At 61.5% G+C, this 23,799-nt stretch carries 21 protein-coding genes; 13 read left to right on the top strand and 8 right to left on the bottom strand.

Annotated features, from left to right (window positions below; all coding sequences use genetic code 11):
* Window positions 1-14: 14 nt before the first annotated feature.
* Genes ulaB through ACUTSC_RS20735 form a run of 5 tightly spaced genes read left to right on the top strand, consistent with a single transcriptional unit; the run spans window position 15 to window position 3,025 of the window.
* On the top strand, window positions 15-323 hold the full coding sequence (gene ulaB, locus ACUTSC_RS20755; protein ID WP_047729673.1) for a PTS ascorbate transporter subunit IIB: 309 nt from the start codon (window positions 15-17) through the stop codon (window positions 321-323).
* 10 nt (window positions 324-333) lie between these two features.
* On the top strand, window positions 334-801 hold the full coding sequence (gene ulaC, locus ACUTSC_RS20750) for a PTS ascorbate transporter subunit IIA (protein ID WP_197768543.1): 468 nt from the start codon (window positions 334-336) through the stop codon (window positions 799-801).
* Window positions 802-813: 12 nt separating this feature from the next.
* Window positions 814-1,470, top strand: coding sequence for a 3-dehydro-L-gulonate-6-phosphate decarboxylase (locus tag ACUTSC_RS20745; protein ID WP_197768542.1), 657 nt, complete (start codon window positions 814-816; stop codon window positions 1,468-1,470).
* Between the two features lie 9 nt (window positions 1,471-1,479).
* Window positions 1,480-2,334: an L-ribulose-5-phosphate 3-epimerase gene (locus ACUTSC_RS20740; RefSeq protein WP_197768541.1), complete on the top strand. Its 855-nt coding sequence runs from the start codon at window positions 1,480-1,482 to the stop codon at window positions 2,332-2,334.
* Between the two features lie 4 nt (window positions 2,335-2,338).
* Window positions 2,339-3,025: an L-ribulose-5-phosphate 4-epimerase gene (locus tag ACUTSC_RS20735; RefSeq protein WP_197768589.1), complete on the top strand. Its 687-nt coding sequence runs from the start codon at window positions 2,339-2,341 to the stop codon at window positions 3,023-3,025.
* 3 nt (window positions 3,026-3,028) lie between these two features.
* On the opposite strand, the gene malT is transcribed toward ACUTSC_RS20735, so the two are convergent.
* Complete coding sequence (gene malT / locus ACUTSC_RS20730) at window positions 3,029-5,743, bottom strand: HTH-type transcriptional regulator MalT (protein ID WP_197768540.1); 2,715 nt, start codon at window positions 5,741-5,743, stop codon at window positions 3,029-3,031.
* Window positions 5,744-6,203: 460 nt separating this feature from the next.
* Between malT and malP the strand changes: the two genes are divergently transcribed.
* Complete coding sequence (gene malP / locus ACUTSC_RS20725) at window positions 6,204-8,609, top strand: maltodextrin phosphorylase (RefSeq protein WP_197768539.1); 2,406 nt, start codon at window positions 6,204-6,206, stop codon at window positions 8,607-8,609.
* 9 nt (window positions 8,610-8,618) lie between these two features.
* Window positions 8,619-10,709 carry a 4-alpha-glucanotransferase gene (malQ, locus tag ACUTSC_RS20720; RefSeq protein ID WP_197768538.1) on the top strand — a complete coding sequence of 697 codons (2,091 nt, stop codon included), beginning with the start codon at window positions 8,619-8,621 and terminating at the stop codon, window positions 10,707-10,709.
* Window positions 10,710-10,777: 68 nt separating this feature from the next.
* Here the strand turns inward: malQ and nfuA are convergent, their stop codons facing one another.
* On the bottom strand, window positions 10,778-11,353 hold the full coding sequence (nfuA, locus tag ACUTSC_RS20715; RefSeq protein WP_025304558.1) for a Fe-S biogenesis protein NfuA: 576 nt from the start codon (window positions 11,351-11,353) through the stop codon (window positions 10,778-10,780).
* Window positions 11,354-11,411: 58 nt separating this feature from the next.
* Window positions 11,412-12,095 carry a DNA utilization protein GntX gene (gene gntX, locus ACUTSC_RS20710; RefSeq protein WP_445653532.1) on the bottom strand — a complete coding sequence of 228 codons (684 nt, stop codon included), beginning with the start codon at window positions 12,093-12,095 and terminating at the stop codon, window positions 11,412-11,414.
* A gap of 40 nt (window positions 12,096-12,135) precedes the next feature.
* Here gntX and bioH point away from each other — a divergent pair, with 40 nt between their 5' ends.
* On the top strand, window positions 12,136-12,906 hold the full coding sequence (gene bioH / locus ACUTSC_RS20705) for a pimeloyl-ACP methyl ester esterase BioH (protein ID WP_063991706.1): 771 nt from the start codon (window positions 12,136-12,138) through the stop codon (window positions 12,904-12,906).
* A 270-nt stretch (window positions 12,907-13,176) separates the two neighbouring features.
* Complete coding sequence (locus tag ACUTSC_RS20700) at window positions 13,177-13,461, top strand: YdgH/BhsA/McbA-like domain containing protein (RefSeq protein WP_004930765.1); 285 nt, start codon at window positions 13,177-13,179, stop codon at window positions 13,459-13,461.
* Between the two features lie 43 nt (window positions 13,462-13,504).
* Here the strand turns inward: ACUTSC_RS20700 and ACUTSC_RS20695 are convergent, their stop codons facing one another.
* From ACUTSC_RS20695 to greB, 5 genes are all read right to left on the bottom strand, one after another.
* Window positions 13,505-13,744 carry a FeoC-like transcriptional regulator gene (locus tag ACUTSC_RS20695; RefSeq protein ID WP_197768536.1) on the bottom strand — a complete coding sequence of 80 codons (240 nt, stop codon included), beginning with the start codon at window positions 13,742-13,744 and terminating at the stop codon, window positions 13,505-13,507.
* A complete protein-coding gene (gene feoB / locus ACUTSC_RS20690) occupies window positions 13,744-16,059 on the bottom strand; it encodes a Fe(2+) transporter permease subunit FeoB (RefSeq protein ID WP_197773636.1) in 2,316 nt (771 codons plus the stop codon). The genes ACUTSC_RS20695 and feoB overlap by 1 nt, the downstream gene beginning before the upstream one ends.
* Window positions 16,060-16,121: 62 nt before the next feature.
* Window positions 16,122-16,346, bottom strand: a complete 225-nt coding sequence (gene feoA, locus ACUTSC_RS20685; protein ID WP_025304553.1) for a ferrous iron transporter A — start codon at window positions 16,344-16,346, stop codon at window positions 16,122-16,124.
* 606 nt (window positions 16,347-16,952) lie between these two features.
* Entirely contained in the window at window positions 16,953-19,286 is a 2,334-nt protein-coding gene (locus ACUTSC_RS20680) for a Tex-like N-terminal domain-containing protein (protein ID WP_197768534.1), read from the bottom strand.
* 158 nt (window positions 19,287-19,444) lie between these two features.
* Window positions 19,445-19,918 (bottom strand): transcription elongation factor GreB, encoded by a 474-nt coding sequence (gene greB / locus ACUTSC_RS20675; protein ID WP_038878177.1) that lies wholly within the window; start codon window positions 19,916-19,918, stop codon window positions 19,445-19,447.
* Window positions 19,919-20,148: 230 nt separating this feature from the next.
* On the opposite strand from greB, the gene cbpA reads away from it, so the two are divergent.
* The 4 genes from cbpA (at window position 20,149) to envZ (ending at window position 23,766) form a co-directional block, all read left to right on the top strand.
* Complete coding sequence (gene cbpA, locus ACUTSC_RS20670) at window positions 20,149-21,111, top strand: curved DNA-binding protein (protein ID WP_197768533.1); 963 nt, start codon at window positions 20,149-20,151, stop codon at window positions 21,109-21,111.
* A gap of 5 nt (window positions 21,112-21,116) precedes the next feature.
* Window positions 21,117-21,422, top strand: coding sequence for a chaperone modulator CbpM (locus tag ACUTSC_RS20665; RefSeq protein WP_197768532.1), 306 nt, complete (start codon window positions 21,117-21,119; stop codon window positions 21,420-21,422).
* Between the two features lie 257 nt (window positions 21,423-21,679).
* A complete protein-coding gene (gene ompR, locus ACUTSC_RS20660; RefSeq protein ID WP_004709363.1) occupies window positions 21,680-22,399 on the top strand; it encodes an osmolarity response regulator transcription factor OmpR in 720 nt (239 codons plus the stop codon).
* Window positions 22,396-23,766, top strand: coding sequence for a two-component system sensor histidine kinase EnvZ (envZ, locus tag ACUTSC_RS20655; protein WP_038881686.1), 1,371 nt, complete (start codon window positions 22,396-22,398; stop codon window positions 23,764-23,766). The genes ompR and envZ overlap by 4 nt, the downstream gene beginning before the upstream one ends.
* Window positions 23,767-23,799 lie beyond the last annotated feature (33 nt).

Raw genomic sequence — 23,799 nt, 5'->3', positions numbered from 1 at the left:
TAGGAGTGCAGATTATGACGGTACGAATCCTGGCGGTATGCGGTTGCGGGCAAGGCAGTTCCATGATCATGAAAATGAAGGTCGACCAATTTTTAACGCAGCAGGGCGTGGATCATTCGGTCAACAGCTGTGCGGTGGGGGAATACAAATCCGAGTTGAACGGGGCCGACATCATCATCGCTTCCACCCATGTCGCGGATGAAATCGTCGTCAGCGGCAACAAATATGTGGTTGGGGTGCGCAATATGCTCTCGGCGGCGGACTTCGGCCCGAAGCTGATGGACGTCATCGGCGCGCATTTTCCGCAAGATTTGAAGCAGTGAGGAGCGAGTCATGAAGCTGAGCGATTCGTTGGCGCAGAATAACGCTATCCAACTGCAGGCGGAGGCTGCCGACTGGCGCCAGGCGGTGCGGCTGGGGGTCGATCTGCTGGTGGCCGCCGGTGTGGTGGAGCCCCGCTATTTCGACGCCATTTTGGCCGGCGTCGAACGGCACGGCCCTTACTTCGTGCTGGCGCCGGGCCTGGCGATGCCGCACGGCCGGCCGGAGGAAGGGGTGCTGAAAACCGGCTTCGCCTTGGTCACCTTGAAAACGCCGGTGTGTTTCGGCGATGAGGACAACGATCCGATAGACATCTTGATCACCATGGCGGCGGTGGACGCCAAAACGCATCAGGAGGTGGGGATCATGCAAGTGGTGAACCTGTTTGAAGATGAGGCGAATTTCGATCGCTTGCGGGCCTGTCGTCGCGCGAGCGAGGTATTGGCGTTGATCGACAAAACGTCTGCGGCGGCGAATTGAAGGAGACAAACAATGAACACGCATTTACCGATGTTGCAGGTGGCGCTGGATAACCTGTCTATGGCTGCGGCTTACGACACGACTCGCCTGATCGCGGCCGAAGTGGACATCATCGAAGTCGGCACTATTTTGTGCGTGGCGGAAGGTGTGCGAGCCGTACGCGATTTAAAAGCGCTGTATCCGGATCGCATCGTGTTGGCGGACGCAAAAATCGCCGATGCGGGTCAGATTCTGGCGCGAATGTGCTTCGAGGCGCATGCCGATTGGATCACGGTGATCTGCTGTGCCGACATCAATACGGCCAAGGGAGCTCTGCAGGTGGCGCATGAGTTCGGTGGTGACGTGCAGATAGAACTGACGGGGTTCTGGACCTGGGAACAGGCGCAGGCGTGGCGTGAAGCGGGAATTGGTCAGGTGGTGTATCACCGCAGCCGTGACGCGCAGGCGGCGGGGGTATCCTGGAGCGAAGACGATATCCGCGCGGTGCGTCGCCTGAGCGAGATGGGTTTTAAGGTGACGGTCACCGGCGGACTGGCGCTGGAAGACTTGCCACTGTTCCAGGGCATTCCCATCCATGTCTTTATCGCCGGGCGCAGCATTCGCGATGCCGCCGATCCGGTCGCGGCGGCGCGGGAATTTAAACGTGTCATCGCCCAGCGGTGGGGCTGAGGAGCGGTTATGTTGCACAAATCCGTGCCGTTGGGCATCTATGAGAAAGCGTTGCCGCCGGGCGAGGACTGGCTGACACGCCTGCAACTGGCAGGGGAGTTGGGATTCGATTTCGTTGAAATGTCGATCGATGAAAGCGACGGCCGCCTGGCGCGGCTGGACTGGAGCGCTGAACAGCGGCTCGCGTTGGTTAGCGCCGTTGCGGCGAGCGGTGTGCGCGTCCCTTCTTTATGCCTCAGCGCCCACCGGCGTTTTCCGTTGGGCAGTGAAGACGACACGACGCGCGACCGGGGACTGGAGATCGTGCGAAAAGCTATTCGGCTGGCGCAGGATACCGGCATCCGGGTGATCCAACTGGCCGGGTATGACGTTTATTACCAGCAGTCTACTGCGCAGACCCGCGCCCGGTTCCGCGCCGGATTGGTACAGGCGGTAGAGATGGCCAGCCGTGCACAGGTCATGCTGGCGATGGAAATCATGGACTATCCGCTGATGAACTCGATCAGCAAGGCGTTGGGCTATGCCCACTACCTGAATAACCCGTGGTTTCAGCTGTATCCGGATATCGGCAACTTGTCTGCCTGGGACAACGATGTGCCGATGGAGCTCATGGCCGGGCGCGGACATATCGTGGCGGTACACGTTAAGGATACGCGGCCGGGGGAGTTTAAGGATGTGCCGTTCGGCGAAGGCGTGGTGGATTTCGTACGCTGTTTCGAAACGCTGTTGCAGAGCGGCTATCGTGGCCCCTATCTGCTCGAGATGTGGAGCGAGAAAGCGAACGATCCGCTGCGGGCGGTGCGGGAGGCGCGTGCCTGGGTGGTTGAACGCATGGCCGAGGCCGGGTTGGAAATAAGGAGGTAGCATGCTGGAGCAACTGAAAAGTCAGGTGTACCGAGCCAATATGGCGTTGCCTGAGCACGGGCTGGTGACCTATACCTGGGGCAATGTCAGCGGCATCGATCGGGCCAGTGGGCTGGTGGTGATCAAACCCAGCGGCGTACCTTATGAAACGATGCGGGCTGAGGATATGGTGGTGGTGAATGCGCGAGGTGAGGTTGTTGAGGGGCAACTGCGGCCTTCGTCCGATACGCCGACGCATTTGGCGCTGTACCGGGCGTTCCCTCAACTCGGCGGTGTGGTGCATACGCACTCCACCCATGCCACCGCCTGGGCGCAGGCGGGGGAGGCGATACCGGTGCTCGGCACCACCCACGCCGACTATTTTTCCGGCGATATTCCTTGTACCCGCGGCCTGACGGCAGAAGAGGTGGCGCGGGAATATGAGCTGAACACCGGTCGGGTGATTATAGCAACCCTGAAAGGGCGTGAACCGTTGCACATTCCCGGTATCCTGGCGTATCAGCATGGCCCGTTCAGTTGGGGAAGGACGCCGGATGAGGCGGTGCATAACGCCGTGGTACTGGAGGAGGTGGCGAAAATGGCGTGGATCAGCCGGGATATTAACCCCGGCCTAAGGCGGATCGATGACTATCTGCTGGAAAAGCATTTCAGCCGCAAACATGGCGCAGGCGCCTATTACGGCCAGCGCTGACTCTCAGGCGCCGTACCCCATCATCTTCAACAGCTGCTGCGCCTGCTGCACCGCTTCCTGGCGATGGGCCACGCCGAGCTTCTGGTACAGGTTGCGGATGTGCGTCTTGATGGTGGTGGCCGCCACATCCAGCTCGCCGGCGATCTGGTCGTTGCTGTAGCCGGAATAGATCAGCCCCAGCACCTGCCATTCGCGCTGGGTGAGCGGGCTGGTGCGGATCAGCTCCGGCACCTGCGGGTGGGTCAGCAGCTTATCGACGAAGTTCTCGTCAAAATGCGCAAACTTGTGCCGATGATGCTGGTTGATGTCGCGCAGGATGCGCTGGGCGCGATGCTGTTCCAGCTCAGGCAGCGTGTTGAGCTGGATCAGCTGGCGCAGCTGCTGCGCCATCGCTTCGCCCTCGATGACGAAATGGCTGATAAAGCCGGTGCGGTTAGCCAGCGACAGCGCTTCGATCAACGCCTGCTGCGCTTCGCTCTTGCGCTCTTGCAGCCAGTACAGCTGGTTGCTGAGCAGCAGGTTGCGGTTGAGATCGCTCACCAGCCGCAGCCGGCGGGCGTTCTCGTTCAGCTCATCCAGCACCACGCCGGCCTCGTCATACTGGCCGAGCAGGATTTGCACCCGCGCGATGTTGCGCCACTGGCCCTGCGTGAAGTGGTTGTCCGCCATGCCGGGCTTTTCGGTGTGGCGCAGCCACTGGGCGGCGGCGGCGGTGTCGCCGGTCATCTGCCAGTGGATCACCCGCGACTTGTCGGTGTTGGTCAGCCAGTCGCGATGGTAGTGGGCGCCGTGCAGCAGGGTTTCGCAGCGCTGCAGGTGGGTATTGGCATTGTCCAGATCGCCGCGCGCCAGCGAGCATTTGGCCAGCATGGCGATGCACTGCAGCTGTTGCTGTGGCTGGTAGTTCGCCAGGATTTTCAGCCCGGTGCGCGCCGCGTCTTCCGCCTCGTCCAGCCGCGACCACGACCATAGGATCTGCGCGCGAATGCGCAGCAGGAACTCGTGCATCGGCAGCTGTTCCAGGTGCTGTTCGCGGATCAGTTCGAACGCCTTATCCTGGGTTTCGTAAGCGGCCTGCAGGAAGCCCTGGGCGATGAGGATTTCGCTCTGCTGCAGCAGCGCCCAGAGCGCGTAATGGTTGGCCTGATGGCGACGCGCCATCTGCTCGGTTTGCTGCATCATCGGCAGCGCGCGTGCCAGCTCACCCTTGCAGTGGTGCACTTCACCGGTCACCGAGGTGGCGACGATGCGGCTGTAATAGCTGGACAGCGGCAGGAATTTCAACGCTTCGGTCGCCAGCCGTTCGGCCTCTTCCGGTTTGCCGGCGTTGATCGCCACCTGGGCGCGCAGGGCGTCGAACTCGGCGTGCAGCGTTTGGTCTATCTCGATTTTCTGTTCGCGCATGGTGCGCTCGGCGCGCTCCAGCAGGGTGTTGACCTCGCCGTAGCGGTGCTGGCTCTGCGCCAGCCAGGCCTGCAGCAGCGCCAGCTTGGGGTTCTGGATCAGGCGCTCATAGGGCAGCGCGTTGAGGCACTCCTCCAGCAAGGCCAGTTCGCTGTGGTGGAACAGCGACCAGGCGTGTTGCAGCAGGATATCGCGCAGCATGCTGACGTCGCTGGCCGCCAGCGCATGGTGAATGGCCTCTGCCGGATATCCCAGCGCCAGCCAGCCTTCGGCGGCGGCGCGGTGCAACCCCGGCAGCTCCAGCGCCAATTCCCACTGGCAACGCTGGCGCAGGAAAGAGGCGAACAGCGGATGGAAGTTGAACCATTCGCCGGTGTCGTCCATGCGGTGGATAAACAGCCCCTGGCGTTCCAGCTCCTCCAGCCGTTGCTGACCGTTGTCTTCGCCGGTCAGCCGCACGATCAGCGCGTCGTTCATCGAGCGCAGCACCGAACAGCGCAGCAGGAAGGCGCGCGCATCGGCATCGACGTGATCCAGCACTTCGTCTACCAGGTAGTCGGACAGGTGACTGGCGTTCAGCCCCGCAAGGCGCTTGGCCGACAGCTGGGCCGACGAGGCGGACTGGCGGGCCGACAGCGCGATCAGCTGCAGCGCGGTGGCCCAGCCTTCGACTTCGTCGCACAGGCGGCTGCTGTCCTGCTGTTCCATCGGCGCCGCCAGGCGGCAGTCGAAGAACTGTTTGGCTTCCTGATGGGTAAACGCCAGCTGCTGCGTACCCATTTCCAGCAGCTGATCGCGCACCCGCAGATTGGCGATGCCGAGCGGCGGCAGGGTGCGCGAGAGCAGGATCAGCGTCAGGTTTTCCGGCTGATGGCGCAGGAAAAAGCGCATGGCTTCGTGGATGGCGTCGTTGGTGATCAGGTGGTAGTCGTCGATCACCAGGTACAGCGGCTGGTGCCAGTCGGCCAGCTCGATAAACAGCTGGGCGAACAGCGCCGACAGGCTGGCGTACTGATGCTTCTGGCTCAGCGCCTCGCTCTTGACGCAGCGGCCGCCGCTGGCCTGCTGCAGCGCGGCGATCAGGTAGCTGGCGAAGCGCTCCGGCTGGTTATCGCTCTCATCCAGGGAATACCAGCCCAGATCGGCCTTGCCGGCCGCCCATTGGGCGATCAGCGTGGTTTTCCCGTATCCCGCCGGGCAATTGACCAGTGTCAGGCGATAGTTGCCCGCGCTGGCCAGTTTGGCCAGCAGGCGATCGCGGATCACGGTATTTTGCAGCCGTACCGGGCGGCTCAGTTTTGATGGGATCAGCATAGTATTCCAGGGTATAAATCGCGGTTCCCGCCGGGATTGGAGTGGCGCTAATTATTTTATGGTTCGTAATTAATAGCTCCCCCTAACTTCTGCCAACCCTAAACGTATTGCAACAAGCTTCCGCATCGGCTTGGAGTTAAGTTGCTATCGATCACACTTTTTTACGTTTGGCGCCGGCGCGCGGCGATGCGGTTGCAGATCGCATTTCCGGCCATGGACAAAACTTCAGCAGTGCGAATACTTGTGCTAACGTCATGGTTAACGTTCTCAGTGCTCGCCGCACGCGTTGGCGGGCTTTTTTGCATCGTTGCAAGGGAGTCAAACAGTGCCTGAGATCACAATTCCAGCTACGCCCCAATCCTCCTCCCCAGCTAATCCCCAAGCGGGATGATGCCGTCAGGCTTTCTCACCGGCACGATAGCGGCAATTTGACCCACTTACTGGATAGAGAGTTTTCCTTATGTCACAGCCTACGCTCAAGAAGGATGCTTTTCTGGCGGCGCTTGCCCGCCAGTGGCAACGGTTCGGCCTCAGTTCCGCACAGCAGATGACGCAACATCAATGGTGGGAAGCCGTCAGTGCGGCGCTGGCCGAGCAGTTGGCCGCACAGCCGGCGCCGCGCAAAAGCGCCAAACCGCTGCGCCACGTGAACTACATCTCGATGGAGTTTCTGATCGGCCGGCTGACGGCGAACAACCTGATCAACCTGGGCTGGTACGACACCGTCGAGCAGGCGCTGGCGGAGCAGAACGTCAAGCTGGCGGATTTGCTGGAGCAGGAAACCGATCCGGCGCTGGGCAACGGCGGGCTGGGGCGCTTGGCGGCCTGTTTCCTCGACTCGATGGCGACGGTGGAGCAACCGGCCACCGGCTATGGGCTGAACTACCAGTACGGGCTGTTCCGCCAGTCGTTCCAGGATGGGCAGCAGCAAGAGGCGCCGGATAACTGGCAGCGCGAGAGTTACCCGTGGTTTCGCCACAACGCCGCGCTGGCGGTGGATGTAGGCATCGGCGGCAAGCTGGAAAAGCAGGCCGACGGCCGCGAACTGTGGCGCCCGGCCTTCACCCTGCGCGGCGAAGCCTGGGATCTTCCGGTGCTGGGGTATCGCAACGGCGTGGCGCAGCCGCTGCGCCTGTGGCAGGCGACCCATCAGCACCCGTTCAATCTGAGCGATTTCAACGACGGCAAATTCCTGCAGGCGGAGAAGCAGGGCGTAGAAGCCGACAAGCTGACCAAGGTGCTCTACCCGAACGACAACCATCAGGCCGGCAAGCGCCTGCGCCTGATGCAGCAGTATTTCCAGTGCGCCTGCTCGGTGGCGGACATTTTGCGCAAGCACCACCAGGCCGGCCGCAAGATTGAAGAGCTGCCGAAGTACGAAGTGATCCAACTGAACGACACCCACCCGACCATCGCCATTCCGGAAATGCTGCGCATTCTGCTGGACGAACACCAGCTGGAGTGGGAGGCGGCCTGGGCGATCACCAGCAACACCTTCGCCTATACCAACCACACCCTGATGCCGGAAGCGCTGGAGTGCTGGGATGAAAAACTGGTGCGCAGCCTGCTGCCGCGCCATTTCTCCATCATCAAACAGATCAACGCCAGGTTCAAAAAGCAGGTGGATAAGCACTGGCCGGGCGACGAGGCGGTGTGGGCCAAACTGGCGGTGCATCACAACAAGCAGGTGCGCATGGCCAACCTGTGCGTGGTCAGCGGCTTTGCGGTCAACGGCGTGGCGCAGCTGCACTCGGATCTGGTGGTGAAAGATCTGTTCCCGGAATATCACCAGCTGTGGCCGAACAAATTCCATAACGTCACCAACGGCATCACGCCGCGCCGCTGGCTGAAACAGTGCAACCCGGCGCTGTCGGGCCTGATCGACGAGACGCTGAAGGTAGAGTGGGCGAACGATCTCGACGCGTTGCGCGGGCTGGAAAAATTCGCCGACGACGCGGCGTTCCGCCAGCGTTATCAGCAGATCAAACGCGACAACAAGGTGGCGCTGGCCCATTACGTGCACGGCGTGATGGGGTTGACGCTCGACCCGGACGCGATTTTCGACGTGCAGATCAAGCGTCTGCACGAGTACAAACGCCAGCACCTGAACCTGCTGCACATCCTGTCGCTGTATCGCCAGCTGCGCGACAACCCGAATCTGGACATCGTGCCGCGCGTCTTCCTGTTCGGCGCCAAGGCGGCGCCGGGCTACTACCTGGCGAAGAACATCATCTACGCGATCAACCAGGCGGCCGAGAAGATCAATCACGATCCGTTGGTGAAAGATCGCCTGAAAGTGGCGTTCATTCCCGACTACCGCGTGTCGGTGGCCGAACTGATGATCCCGGCGGCGGATATCTCCGAGCAGATCTCCACCGCCGGTAAAGAGGCCTCCGGCACCGGCAACATGAAGCTGGCGCTGAACGGTGCGCTGACGGTCGGCACGCTGGACGGCGCCAACGTCGAAATCGCCGAGCAGGTGGGCGAAGACAATATCTTTATCTTCGGCAATACCGTGGAGCAGGTGAAGGCGATACTGGCGAAGGGCTACGATCCGCTCAGCTACCGCAAGAAAGACAAGCACCTGAAGGCGATTTTGGACGAGCTGGCGAGCGGCGCGTTCAGCCACGGCGACAAGCACGCGTTCGACATGATGCTGCACAGCCTGCTGGAGGGTGGCGATCCTTATCTGGTGCTGGCGGACTTCGCCTCGTACTGCCAGGCGCAGCGCCGGGTCGACGAACTGTACCGCGATCGGGACGAATGGACGCGGCGGACTATCCTTAACACCGCGCGCGTCGGCATGTTCAGCTCGGATCGCTCGATTCGCGATTACCAGCAGCGCATCTGGCAAGCCAAACGTTAAGGAGAGCGAATGGATCGCAAGCGTATCGATCAGGCGGCAGCGCAGGCGGGGATCGCTGCCGATTTCATCAATGCCCACGGCAAGCGGCAGGCGATTGAACCGGAGACCAAGCGCAAGCTGCTGGCGGCCATGAACCGGGCCGATGCCGCGCAGGAAGGGGCGGCATCGCCGTTACCGGCGGTCAAGGTGTTCTATCAGGGCGCGCCGCTGGCGCTGACTCCGGCGGGCGAAGGCGAGTACCTGTGGGCGCTGCAGCGTGAAGACGGCGAATGCCTGCAGGGGCGCGTCGGCGCGCGCAAGACCCTGACGCTGCCGGGCGATCTGCCGGCGGGTTACCACCAATTGACGCTGAGCCAGGGCGCACGGCAGTGGCCATGCCGAGTGATCGTCGCACCGAGGCGCTGCTTCGAGCCGGACGCCTTGCTGACCGGCAAGAAACTGTGGGGCGCCTGCGTTCAGCTGTATACGCTGCGTTCCGATCGCAACTGGGGCATCGGCGATTTCGGCGATCTGCGCCTGATGGTGGAGCAGGTGGGGGAGCGCGGCGGCGCCTTCGTCGGTCTCAATCCGATCCATGCGCTGTATCCGGCCAACCCGGAGAGCGCCAGCCCTTACAGCCCCTCGTCGCGCCGCTGGCTGAATCTGGCGTATATCGACGTCAACGCGGTGGAGGATTTCCAACGCAGCGACGCGGCTCAGCGCTGGTGGCAGAAGCCGGCGACGCAGAAGCAGTTGGCCAAGGCGCGCGCCGCGGAGTGGGTGGATTACACCGCCGTGATGCAGCTGAAGCTGGCGGGGCTGAAGCTGGCTTTCCCGCTGTTTCAGGCGCGCAATCCGAACGACGCGCAGCGTCAGGCGTTCGAACAGTTCGTGACTGAGGGCGGCGACAGCCTGTATCAGCAGGCGGCGTTCGATGCGCTGCATGCCCATCTGGCGGCCAAAGACGCCAGCCAGTGGGGGTGGCCGGCCTGGCCCGAGCGCTATCGGCGGGGGCAGAGCGAAGCGGTGCGGCAGTTCTGCGATGAGCATCAGGACGCGGTCCGCTTTTACCTGTGGCTGCAATGGCTGGCGGGCACGCAGTTTGCGCAGTGTTTTGAGCAGAGCCGGCAGCAGCAGATGCCGATTGGTCTGTATCGCGATTTGGCGGTCGGGGTGGCGGAAGGCGGAGCGGAAACCTGGTGCGACCGCGAACTGTACTGCCTGAAAGCGTCGGTCGGCGCGCCGCCGGACATCCTGGGGCCGCTGGGGCAAAACTGGGGCCTGCCGCCGATGGATCCGCACGTGATGGCGGCGCGCGGTTATCAGCCGTTCATCGATCTTTTGCGCGCCAACATGACCAGCTGCGGCGCGCTGCGTATCGATCACGTCATGGCGCTGCTGCGGCTGTGGTGGATCCCTTATGGCGAAACCGCCGATCGCGGCGCCTACGTCAAATACCCGGTGGACGATCTGCTGGCGGTGCTGGCGCTAGAAAGCCAGCGCCACCGCTGCATGGTGATCGGCGAGGATCTTGGCACGGTGCCGGTGGAGATCGTCGGCAAGCTGCGCGACAGCGGCGTCTATTCCTACAAAGTGCTGTACTTCGAAAGCGACGGCGAACATCATTTCCGCGCGCCGCAGGCCTATCCGGTGCAGGCGATGGCGACCATCACCACCCACGATCTGCCGACGCTGCGGGGTTACTGGCAGAGCGGCGATCTGACGCTCGGCGACCGGCTGGGGCTCTATCCGGACGCGGAGATCCTGCGGGAGCTGTTCGCCGATCGGGAACGCGCCAAGCAAGGGCTGCTGGACGGGTTGCATCGCTATGGCTGCGTGCCGCAGAAGGTGGGCAAGAAGGCGGCGCTGCTCGGCATGAGCCCGCTGCTCAACCGCGGCCTGCAGCGCTATGTCGCCGACAGCGCCAGCGCCTTGCTCGGCCTGCAGCCGGAAGACTGGCTGGACATGGCAGACCCGGTCAATATTCCCGGCACCAGTGACCAGTACCCTAACTGGCGGCGCAAGCTGACCCAAACGCTGGAGGAGATGTTCGCCGATCCGCGGATAAACCGGCTGTTGAAGGACTTGGACAAACGGCGGCGCAAGGTGTCGGTGGGGTGAAAACGACAATGCCGGAACGGGTTCCCCTTCCGGCATTGTGTTATCCACCGCGGCGCGAGCGCCGAGGATCAGTAATAGGAGTGCTCGCCGCGCTGGTGCTCGGTCAAATCACGCACGCCCTTCAGTTCCGGGAACTTCTGCAGCAGCTCTTTCTCGATGCCTTCTTTCAGCGTGACGTCGACCATCGAACAACCGTTGCAACCGCCGCCGAACTGCAGGATCGCCATGTTGTCGTCGGTGATCTCCATCAGCGTCACGCGGCCGCCGTGGCCCGCCAGCTGTGGGTTGATCTGCGACTGCAACACGTATTCCACGCGCTCCATCAGCGGCGCGTCGTCATCGACCTTGCGCATCTTGGCGTTCGGCGCTTTCAGCGTCAGCTGAGAACCCAACTGGTCGGTCACGAAGTCGATTTCGGCGTCTTCCAGATACGGCGCGCTCAGCTCATCGACATAGGCGGACAGCTTGTCGAACTTCAGTTCGGTATCCGTCGCTTCTACCGCGTCCGGCGGGCAATAAGAGACACCGCATTCGGCCGTCGGCGTGCCCGGGTTGATCACGAATACGCGGATTTGGGTGCCTTCTTCTTGATTTGCCAGCAGTTTGGCAAAGTGTTCCTGTGCAGTATCTGTTATACGGATCATAGCATTAGCTCAATAGTTGACTTCTATAGTCGGTTATAATACGCCCATTGCCGTGGCACTACAACGTGCGGCAAACGCACCATATCTGCACCGAGGCGGCGCCTTGCCGCCGCAGCAGCGCCGCGATCTCCGCGACGGTGCTGCCGGTGGTCACCACGTCATCCACCAGGGCGATATGCCGGCCGGCAACTGATACCGTGCAGACGAAGGCGCGCTGCAAATTGCGCCTGCGTGCCCCGGCGCTCAGCCGCTGTTGCAAGGCGGTTTTGCGCACCCGGCGCAAGGCCGCGGGGCGATAGACGCAGCCCAGCCAGCGCGCCAGCGGCCGGGCCAGCAGATCGCTCTGGTTATAACCACGGCGCCAACAGCGTGATGTATGCAAGGGTACCGCTAAAATCAGATCGGGTCTGTTCAGATTCTGCTCTCTGCGCGCCTGCTGCCACCGCAACAGCATCAGGCGTGCCAGCGTCGGCGCCAGCTCGGGCGCGCGGTGAAACTTGAACCTCTTTACCAGTTGGCTGAGGGGCGCAACGTAGTCGCCGACGAACACCAGCCGCTGCCAGGGCGGTGGCCGTTGCAGGCAGCGGCCGCAGGGCATTTGCGTTTCTCCGGCGGGCAATCCGCAGCACGGGCAACACGGCGGGTGGGCCGGCAGATGGCGCAGGCAGCAGCTGCAGATGCCATGGCGCATCAGGCTCAACGGCTGTCGGCATAGCCAACAGCGGCTGCGGATTGATAGCATAGAGCCTCCGAGACGGATAAGCATGAAAGGACAATAACCCATGACAGCGCTGTACTGGCAAACAATAGGTGAAGGCGAACGCGATCTTGTGCTGCTGCACGGCTGGGGATTGAACGCCGAAGTGTGGAGTTGCATTCAGGCGCGACTGGCGCCGCATTTTCGCCTGCACCTGGTCGATCTGCCGGGTTATGGCCGCAGCCAGGGGTTCGGTGCCCTGTCGCTGGAGCAGATGACGGAAATCGTGCTGGCGGCCGCCCCGCCGCAGGCCTGGTGGCTAGGTTGGTCGCTCGGCGGGCTGGTGGCCAGCCAGGCGGCGCTGATGCAGCCCGAGCGACTCAAGGGGCTTATCACCGTGGCCTCCTCGCCGTGCTTTGCCGCCCGCGATGAGTGGCCGGGGATCCGCCCGGACGTGCTGAGCGGTTTCCAGCATCAGTTGAGCCTGGATTTCCAGCGCACCGTCGAGCGTTTTCTGGCGTTGCAAACGCTGGGCACCGAGAGCGCGCGTCAGGATGCGCGCCAGCTGAAAGCGGTGGTGCTCAACCAGCCGACGCCGAGCGTCGAGGTGTTGAACGGCGGGCTGGAGATCCTGCGCACCGCCGATCTGCGTGCGCCGTTGGCCGCGCTGGAGCTGCCGCTGCTGCGGATCTACGGTTATCTGGACGGGCTGGTGCCGCGCAAGGTCGCCGAGCTGCTCGATACCGCCTGGCCGAATTCTGCGTCGCAGATCGTGGCCAAAGCCGCCCATGCGCCGTTTATTTCTCATCCCGATGAATTTGTGACGATGATCGAAGCGTTTATTGCAGCACATTGAATCCGGTGGGAAAACGCACGATAGAGCGCTAAAAAAAACGCCGCCGGGTGGATAAAAGACAAAGCTGTTCGATACTTAGTGAGTCAATGCGTTGGCTGCAAAATGAAAAGACTGCGTGCGGCGCTTTTCATTTTGGCGTTTCGTCTCTGGGAAACAGGCCCCGTCAGGGAAAGCAACGAGGCCTGAGGATGTCGCGGCAGCCTGCGGTACTACGCATGGATCCTTGACGGCTTTCATAACAGATAAATTATCCATTGAGAGGTTAGTGTCATGAAATCATTGAAGATGATTATTGCAGCGGCAGTGCTGGGTTCGGTGTCTTTCGGCTCCATGGCGGCAACCCTGCTGACCAAGGAAGATCTGGATAAGAATCCGGGTAAATACGAGAAGATCGGCACCGTCACCACGACGGCGGAAACCACGTCACCGATGGATGCCAAGGAAGAGCTGTCCAAACTGGCGGACGAAAAGGGCGGTCAATACTACGTGATCCTGGCAGGCCGTGAACACGGTAAATTCAGCGCCATCGCCGAAGTTTACAAAGACAAGCAATAAGCCTTGAACGGCAGAGGGGCGCCCGTCATGGCGCCCCTGATCGTCAGGCCTTCAGCCGGTAGAATACCGTGCTGCATCCCTGGCCCTGCGGGCAGCGTTTGCAACTGCCGCTCAGACAGGCGCCTTCATCCTGTTCGATGCGCTCCACTTTCCCCATCGCCGTCAAACGGTCCAGCATCGCCTGCACCAGCGGCAGCGGCGTCGCCAGCGATTGGCTGAGCTGCTGCGCCTGGGCGCTGCCGCGCAGCGCCAGCGCATCGCGCACCTGCAGCAGCCCGGCCATCAGTGACAGCTCCCTTTGGCGCTCTGGCAACAGGCCGCCGGCGTGGCGTTGCCCAGGCGCACCGTGACGCGGCTGCGTGCCCTTCGCAGGCCGAACAGCACCAGCAGATTCACCAGCACCACCACCAGGATCGCCGTCAGGCTGTACTGCGGGTGTTGGTTGAAGGTGGCCACCTGATAGAACAGCGTCGCCAGCGAGTAGGCCACGTTCAGCCCCCACAGAATAGAGAAGGTCATCCAGCCGCGGCTCGATTCACGGGCGATGGCGCCCATCACCGAGACGCAAGGCACATACAGCAGCACGAAGATCAGATAGCTGTAGGCGGAGATGCCGGAGCCGAATTTGCTGCTCATCACGCCCATTGAGCCGACGCCCATCTCGCCGTCGCCCTTGCTGGCTTCGATCGGGTTGGAGAGCACGCTCAGGCTGAAGGTGTTTTTCAGGCCGTCCCAGGTTTCGTTCAGTGCGCCGCCCAGCTCATCGAGCAGGTTGAAGTTGGCGGCGTCGAACGCCTCTTTATTGATGTGCTCGGCGGTATACAGCGTATTCAGCGTGCCGACCACCACTTCTTTCGCCATCGCGCCGGTTACCAGGCCGACGGTGGCCTGCCAGTTATCGCTGTGGACGCCCATCGGCTGCAGTAGCGGCGTCAGCACTTTGGAGACCGAGGCCAGCGCGGAGTCGTTGATGTTGTCGACTGTCTTGCCGCTGAACGAGAAGCTGTTCAGGCCGCCGATGAATATGCTGGCCACCACGATCACCTTACCGGCGCGCAACACGAAGCCTTTCAACCGCTGCCAGGTTTGCAGCAGCAGGCTTTTCAGGTGCGGCACATGGTAGACCGGCAGCTCCATCACGAACGGCGAGGCTTCGCCGCGCATGAGGGTGTATTTGAGCACCAGACCGGTGAGGATCGCCACCGCAATGCCGAGCATGTACAGCGAGAATACCACCCCGGCGCCGTCCTGACCGAAGAAGGCGGCGGCGAACACCGCAAAGATCGCCAGACGGGCACCGCACGACATAAACGGCGCCATCATGATGGTGATCAGGCGCTCGCGCTGGGCGTCCAGCGTCCGGGCGCCCATGATGGACGGCACATTGCAGCCGAAGCCGACGATCAGCGGCACGAAGGATTTGCCCGGCAGCCCGAGCGCCTGCATCAGGCGATCCATCACGAACGCCGCGCGTGCCATGTAGCCGGAATCCTCCAGGAAGGACAGGAACAGGTACATCATGCCGATCTGCGGCACCAGCGGCAGCACGGTGTTGATGCCGCCGCCGACGCCCTGCGCCAGGAAAACGGTCAGCCAGTCGGGGAAGTGCAGGGTGTAGCCGAGCCACTGAATGCCCTGAATGAAGATCGCCGCCGAGCCGATATCGAAGATCGGCTGCAGCGCGCCGCCGATGTTGATCGCCAGCAGGAACATCAGGTACATCACCAGCAGGAAGATCGGCACGCCCAGCCAGCGGTTGAGGATCACTTTATCCAGCAGCTCGGTCAGGCGGTTGGGCATCGCCTGCTGCGAGTTGCTGACCGCATCGCACAGGGTGGCGATAGACTGGTAGCGCGCGTCGGCGATCACCAGCGCCGGGTCTTCTTGCTCCTGCTGTTGCAATGCCTGAATGGCCGCAGGCAGCAGCGCGACGGCGGGACCGGCCAGCCGATGGCTGTAGATGTCGCCTTCCAGCATTTGCAATGCCAGCCAGCGGCGCTGCACCGCCGGCAGCGTTTGCGGCATGGCGTCGCTCAGCGTGGCGACCGCTTTCAGCAACAGCGGCGGATAGTTCACCAGCGCCTGCTGTTCGTTGATGCGATGATTGTCGATCATCTGTTTCAGCACGCCGATGCCGTCGGCGCGGGTGGAGATCATTGGCACTACCGGGCAGCCGAGGCGCGCCGACAGCGCGGCGACGTCGATATCGATATGCTGGCTTGTGGCGATGTCGAGCATGTTCAGCGCCACGATGCAGGGGATGCCCAGCTCCAGCAATTGCAGCGTCAGGTAGAGGTTGCGCTCCAGATTGGAGGCGTCGACCACGTTGATCAGCAGATCGGCGTCGCCGCTCAAAATGTAGTGGCAGGCGATCTGCTCATCGAGCGAGGTTTGCTCTGAAATGGTGGTCAGGGAGTAGGTGCCGGGCAAATCGACCAGCCGCACGTCGGACTGCGGGGTGGTGAAATGGCCTTCTTTGCGTTCGACCGTCACGCCCGCCCAGTTGCCGACCCGTTGGCGTGCGCCGGTCAGTTGGTTGAACAGCGTGGTTTTGCCGGAGTTCGGATTACCGATTAAGCCGATGGTGAGTTTTTTCATAGTTCAGCGTGTCGTCTTCAAGGAGAACAGCGCCGGCGCAAGAGCGCGTCGGCAAATGGAGGTCAGGGCTGGCCGTCGAGCTGCAGCAGCGCCAGATCCTTCCTGCGCAGCACCAGGCTGACGCGGCGAGTTTTAATTTCTATCGGATCGCCCAGCGGCGCGACGCGCACCACGTCGAATGAAGAGCCGGGCAGCATGCCGAGTGATAACAGTTTCTGGCGGTAGGCCGGCGCAATTTCACCGGAAAAGCCGACAATCTTATACGTGCGTTTAGGTTGAAGCTGCATGTGATTAACCTTCCGGGTGCCGATGAACATCGGGCTGATGATAATTGGACGTTGCCGGCGAAAATGCCACGCCGTCGGCGGTATTCATCCATAAGGTCATGCAATAAAATGAGCGCAAATAATAGTAATTATCATTATCGCGTTCAATACAAAAAGTAAGGGTATTGTAACCAATTATTATGGCGACGACAGTTTTTGATGGCGCTGTCTTGATTAACGACGTTTTACCACCGCTGGCGAGTGGGAACAAATGAGAATGTCGAGTTAAATCAGTTACGTATTTGTAGCTGAGTTCTCTCATTTGCAAATATCGATGATGTTTTCCCTTTATTTATTTCCACCGAAAGGCAATTTGATAACATTATTCCACCGTAATGCGAGCGGTAACCATTTGTGTTTCTCTCACAATTCGCAAGATGAAAAATGCGTGTTAACGAAGTTGTTAATAAATGGCTGCAGAAGGAATTTTTGTTGCCTGAATAATGGGAGGGCGGTTACGCAGGAACGGGAAATAAAAAGATGACGGTTTATTGAGGCGGGTCAAGAAATGCCGCAAGTTTTATTCATCGGAAAGGGCGGAGCAGGCTCCGCCCTGTCGGTTCCGACTTAGCGTTTCTTACCGAACGCCGCCGCCAGCGCGTCGCCCATGGCGCTGTTGCCGGCCGGCGCCGCGTTGCGCGGTTTGGCCTTGTTGCCGCCTGCCGAACGGTTGGCGTTGTCGCGCGTCTGTGCAGGCGTGTTGCCGCCGCGGCGCGGTGAACCTTCGCCCGGCTGCTCATCCAGGCGCATGCTCAGCGCGATGCGTTTACGCTGCAGATCGACCTCCATCACCTTCACTTTGACGATGTCGCCGGCCTTCACCACGGTGTGCGGATCTTCGACGAACTTGTCTGCCAGCGAGGAGATGTGCACCAGGCCGTCCTGATGCACGCCGATATCCACGAAGGCGCCGAAGTTGGTGACGTTGGTGACCGACCCTTCCAGGATCATGCCCACCTGCAGATCGTTGAGGGTTTCCACGCCTTCGGCAAAGGTTGCGGTTTTGAACTCCGGACGCGGGTCACGGCCCGGTTTCTCCAGCTCTTTCAGGATATCGGTGACCGTCGGCACGCCGAACTTGTCGTCGGTGAAATCGACCGCTTTCAGGCTGCGCACCGCCGAAGCATTGCCCATCAGATCCTGCAGCGCCTGCTCGGTGGCGGCCAGAATGCGCTGCACCACCGGGTAGGCTTCCGGGTGAACGGTGGAGGCATCCAGCGGGTTGTCGCCGTGGTTGATACGCAGGAAGCCGGCGCACTGTTCGAAGGCTTTCGGCCCCAGGCGGCTGACCTTCAGCAGCTGTTCACGGTTGCTGAAGCGGCCGTTCTCGTCGCGCCAGTTGACGATGTTCTGCGCCATCATGCGCGTCAGGCCGGCCACGCGGGTCAGCAGCGGCACCGACGCGGTGTTCAGATCGACGCCGACGGCGTTCACGCAGTCTTCCACCACCGAGTCCAGCTTCTTCGCCAACTGGCTCTGGCTGACGTCGTGCTGATACTGGCCGACGCCGATGGATTTCGGATCGATCTTCACCAGCTCCGCCAGCGGATCCTGCAGGCGACGGGCAATGGATACCGCGCCGCGCAGCGACACGTCGAGATCCGGGAATTCCAGCGCCGCCAGTTCGGACGCGGAGTACACCGACGCGCCCGCTTCGCTGACGATCACTTTCTGCGCCCGGACCTCGCCGAACTGCTTTTGCAGGTCGAGATAGAAGCGCTCGGTCTCACGCGAAGCGGTGCCGTTGCCGATGGCCACCAGCTCCACGTGGTGTTTGATGCACAGCGCCGCGACGATGGCGGCGGCTTTGGCCGCTTGCCCGGTGTGCGGGTAGACGGTATCGGTGGCGACCAGCTTGCCGGTCGCGTCGACCACGGCGACTTTCACCCCGGTGCGCAGGCCCGGATCGAGGCCCATGGTGGCGCGCATGCCGGCCGGCGCGGCCATCAGCAGATCGTGCATGTTGCGGGCGAAAACGTTGATCGCTTCGTCTTCCGCGCGCTCGCGCACCGTGCCCATCAGCTCGGTTTCCAGGTGAAGCAGCACCTTGATACGCCAGGTCCAGTTGACCACCGCCTTGCGCCAGGCGTCGGCCGGGGCGTTGTTCAGGCGCAGGTTGAGGTGATTGATGATGATCAGCTCCGCCTGGCTTTCGCGCGGCGCTTCCTCAAACTGCGGATCGGCGTTCAGCGCCAGCTGCAGCACGCCTTCGTTGCGGCCGCGGAACATCGCCAGCGCGCGGTGCGAAGGCACCTGGGAAATCGGTTCGTGGTGATCGAAATAGTCGCGGAACTTGGCGCCTTCTTCTTCCTTGCCCTCGACCACTTTGGACACCAGATGGGCGTTTTTCCACAGGTAGTCGCGCACCTTGGCCAGCAGTGAGGCATCTTCGGCGAAGCGCTCCATCAGGATATAGCGCGCGCCGTCGAGGGCGGCCTTGACGTCCGCCACGCCTTTGTCGGCGTCGACGTAGCGTTCAGCCAGCTGTTCCGGCTGCTGTTGCGGATCCTGCCACAGCGCGTCCGCCAGCGGTTCCAGACCGGCCTCGATGGCGATCTGACCGCGGGTGCGGCGCTTCGGTTTGTACGGCAGATAGAGGTCTTCGAGCTCGGTCTTGCTCAGCGTGGCGTTGATCGCCCCCGCCAGTTGTTCGGTCAGTTTGCCCTGTTCATCGATCGACTTCAGGATGGTCTGGCGACGATCTTCCAGTTCACGCAGATAACCCAGGCGGGTTTCCAGCTGGCGCAGTTGGGTGTCGTCCAGGCCCCCGGTGACTTCCTTACGATAGCGTGCAATAAAGGGCACGGTATTACCTTCATCCAGCAGACGGATGGCGGAGTCGACTTGCTCCGGCCGGGCCTGCAGTTCTGTTGCAATAATGCGGCTCAGTGGGTCATTCATAGGTCTGGTATCTGTATTGAGAACGGTGAATAAACAGGGGGACAGTTATACGGATTGATCGGGGAAAATGCCAGTGGAGCGGGCCGCCGACGCGCCGCCGCGGCGTGGAGAACTGCGCAGGCGGCGGCGTTGGCGGCGGTTCGGAAAAAGCTGAAAGCTTACTTCGGGTAGTCTATCTCGTTAACGTACCACTGCGCCTCGCCCAGCGGCGTATTGACGGTGGCGACGTCCCCGACCTCTTTTTTCAGCAGGGCGCGCGCCATTGGCGCGTCGATGGAGATGTAATCCTTGCGGCCAAAGATTTCGTCGTAACCGACGATGCGAAAGCGTTTGGTCTCGCCGTCTTCGTTCTCTACTTCCACCCAGGCGCCGAAGAACACCTTGCCTTCCTGCTGCGGGGAGTAATCGACGATCTTCAGCTGCTCCAGGCATTTGGTCAGATAGCGGACGCGGCGGTCGATCTCGCGCAGCCGCTTCTTGTTGTACTGGTAGTCGGCGTTTTCGCTTCTGTCGCCCAGGCTGGCGGCCCAGGTCACTTTCTTGGTCACCTCGGGGCGTTCTTCGCGCCAGAGGTAATCCAGCTCTTGTTTGAGCTTGTCATACCCTTCACGGGTTATCAGTTGAGTTCTCATGGTGATTTATCTTTATGGGGCCACCGCCACAGTGTACGTGAATGCGGGGGGCTTTAGAAATGGCGCGCGGGCCTGTGCGTTGTCGCACGGTTTTTATTCAGTTTGCGCAGCTTTTAACAATCGGGAGTATGCTTAGCGATAGCGGAAAAGGAATGTGACGAAAGGAGGATATCTGGCGAGAGAGACAAGGAATTTTGGCGCACAACCCAACACATTGAAGGTATTACCGCATGGAATTTAAAGATTACTACGCAACGATGGGCGTTGAGCCCAACGCCGATCTGAAAACCATCAAAACGGCCTACCGCCGGCTGGCGCGTAAATATCACCCTGACGTGAGCACTGAAGACGACGCCGAGAGCAAATTCAAGGAGTTGGCCGAAGCCTATGAGGTGCTGAAGGACGAAGAGCGCCGCGCCGAGTACGATCAGATCCGGCTGCACCGCAACGATCCGAACTTTGGTCGCCAGGCGCGCGGCGATCACGGCGGCTATCAGCAGAGCGCTTCATGGCACGGCGGCGGCGCCGACGCGCAAGACTTCTCCGATTTCTTCGAAAGCATGTTCGGCGGCCGGGCGGCGGGCGGGCATCGCTCCGCTTCGCACTCGCACGGCGGACATGGCTTCCGCGGCCAGGATCTCGAGATGGAGGTGCCGCTGTTCCTCGAGGAAACGCTGCATGGCCAAAGCCGCGAGATCTCTTACAAGCTGCCGGTGTATGACGAGCTGGGGCGGCAGGTGAGCGAAGCCAGCAAAACGCTGAACGTGAAAATCCCGGCCGGCGTGGGCGACGGCGAGCGCATTCGCCTCAAGGGGCAGGGCGTTGCCGGCGTGGGCGGCGGCCAGAACGGCGACCTGTATCTGGTCATCCGCCTCGCGCCGCATCCGCTGTTCGAGATTGACGGCCACAACCTGAGCATCGTGGCGCCGCTCGCCCCGTGGGAAGCGGCGCTGGGGGCCAGCATCGAGGTGCCGACGCTGACCGGCAAAATCGCGCTGACCGTGCCGGCCGGCAGCCAAAGCGGCAAACGGCTGCGGGTCAAGGGCAAGGGGCTGGCAGGCAAGAAAGAGCCCGGCGATCTGTATGTCATTCTCAAGGTAGTGATGCCGCCGAAGCCGAACGAGAAGGCCAGCGCCCTGTGGCGTGAACTGGCTGAACAGGCGGCGTTCAACCCGCGCGCGGAATGGGAGTAAAGCACATGATGAAAAAAGAGATCACATTCACCGTGGTGGAACTGTGCCAACGGGTGGAGATTTCAGAGGATGAGCTGGTCGAGATCGTCGGCCTGGGCGTGATCGTGCCGCTGGAGCCGGCGCAGCCGAGCTGGGAGTTCGATTACCTGGCGCTGAGCCATCTGCAGCGTGCGCGCAGGCTGCGGGCCGAGCTGGATCTGGATTGGCCGGGGATCGCCATGGCGCTGACGCTGCTCGACCGAGTTGATGCGCTGCAGCAAGAAAACCGGCAGCTACGTCGGCAGCTGGCGCGTTTCCTGCAGACTTCCTGACTCGCCGCCAAAACGCCACCGTGCGGTTCGCCGGTGGCGAAATTGCGTAAAATTGGGCCGCCGCCCCACATTGCGCCGATAAAGGGCGAAATTTTGACGAACCCCCGTCGACATTCGATGAAAATTGTTGATAAATGGGGAAAAGAATAAGCTTTGTAACAATTTCGTCTAGAATACATACCATTAAACGCTGTCTCAAATGGCAAGGTTTTCTAACAATATTCGAGTCAGGCAATAAAGCCTTTGGGAGTAATACCATGCAAGAGAATCATAAGATCCTGGTTGTCGATGATGACATGCGCCTGCGCGCGCTTTTAGAACGTTATTTAACCGAGCAGGGCTTCCAGGTTCGCAGCGTTGCCAACGCTGAGCAAATGGATCGCTTGCTGACCCGTGAATCCTTCCATCTGATGGTGCTCGATCTGATGTTGCCGGGCGAAGATGGGCTGTCCATCTGCCGCCGCCTGCGCAGCCAGAGCAACCCGATGCCAATCATTATGGTTACCGCCAAAGGCGAAGAGGTCGATCGCATCGTGGGGCTGGAAATCGGCGCCGACGACTACATTCCTAAACCGTTCAACCCGCGTGAGCTGTTGGCTCGCATCCGTGCGGTGCTGCGCCGCCAGGCTAACGAACTGCCGGGCGCGCCTTCGCAGGAAGAGGCGGTGATCGCGTTCGGGAAATTCAAACTGAACCTCGGCACCCGCGAGATGTTCCGCGAAGACGAACCGATGCCGTTGACCAGCGGCGAGTTCGCGGTCCTGAAGGCGCTGGTCAGCCACCCGCGTGAACCGCTGTCGCGCGATAAGCTGATGAACCTGGCGCGTGGCCGCGAATACAGCGCCATGGAGCGCTCGATCGACGTGCAGATTTCTCGCCTGCGCCGCATGGTTGAAGAAGATCCGGCGCATCCGCGTTATATCCAGACCGTTTGGGGTCTCGGCTACGTGTTCGTCCCGGACGGCAGCAAGGCATGAGGCGATTGCGCTTTTCACCGCGTAGCTCGTTTGCCCGAACCCTGTTGTTGATCGTCACCTTGCTGTTCGTCAGCCTGGTGACGACCTATCTGGTGGTGCTGAACTTCGCCATCCTGCCCAGCCTGCAGCAGTTCAACAAGGTATTGGCGTACGAAGTGCGTATGCTGATGACCGATCGGCTGCAGCTGGAGGACGGCACGCTGCTGGAAGTACCGCCGGCATTCCGCCGTGAGATCTACCGCGAACTGGGCATCTCTCTCTATACCAACTCGGCGGCGGAGGAGAGCGGCCTGCGCTGGGCGCAGCACTACCAGTTCCTCAGCCAGCAGATGGCGCAGCAGCTCGGCGGGCCGACCGATGTGCGGGTGGAGGTGAACAAGAATTCCCCGGTGGTGTGGCTGAAAACCTGGCTGCAGCCCGATATCTGGGTGCGTGTGCCGCTGACGGAAATCCACCAGGGCGACTTCTCTCCGCTGTTCCGCTATACGCTGGCGATCATGCTGCTGGCGATCGGCGGCGCCTGGCTATTTATCCGCATTCAAAACCGCCCGCTGGTGGAGCTGGAACATGCGGCGCTGCAGGTGGGCAAGGGCATCATTCCGCCGCCTCTGCGCGAGTATGGCGCTTCCGAAGTGCGATCGGTGACTCGCGCATTCAATCAGATGGCGTCGGGCGTCAAGCAGCTGGCGGATGACCGCACCTTGCTGATGGCCGGGGTCAGCCATGACCTGCGCACGCCGTTGACGCGCATCCGGCTGGCGACGGAGATGATGAGCGCCGAAGACGGCTATCTGGCCGAGTCGATCAATAAAGACATCGAAGAGTGCAACGCCATCATCGAGCAGTTCATCGATTATCTGCGCACCGGGCAGGAGATGCCGACCGAAAGCAGCGATCTGAACGCCATTTTGGGCGAGGTGGTCGCGGCGGAGAGCGGCTATGAGCGGGTGATTGAAACCGCGCTGTCGCCAGGTGAGCTGATGATGAACGTGCACCCGCTGTCGATTAAGCGGGCGGCGGTGAACATGGTGGTGAACGCGGCGCGTTACGGCAACGGCTGGATCAAGGTCAGCAGCGGCCGCGAGCTGCAGCGCGGCTGGTTCCAGGTGGAGGATGACGGCCCGGGCATCAAGCCGGAAGAATTGAAGCACCTGTTGCAGCCGTTCGTACGCGGTGACAGCGCGCGCAGCACCAGCGGCACCGGTCTGGGGCTGGCTATAGTGCAGCGTATTATCGACGCGCACGACGGCGAGCTGGATATCGGCACCAGCGAGCGCGGCGGGCTATTGATCCGCGCGTATATTCCGTTGCCGATGGAGAAAAAAGAGTCGGCCAACGGCCATCAAACCGCCAGAGAAAACGCCTGACGCTCTTGGCGCGGGCCGCGTCGTTGCGGCCCC

It is taken from the genome of Serratia sp. TSA_105.2, assembly GCF_052692115.1.
This window is presented reverse-complemented; position numbering and strand designations above follow the sequence as displayed.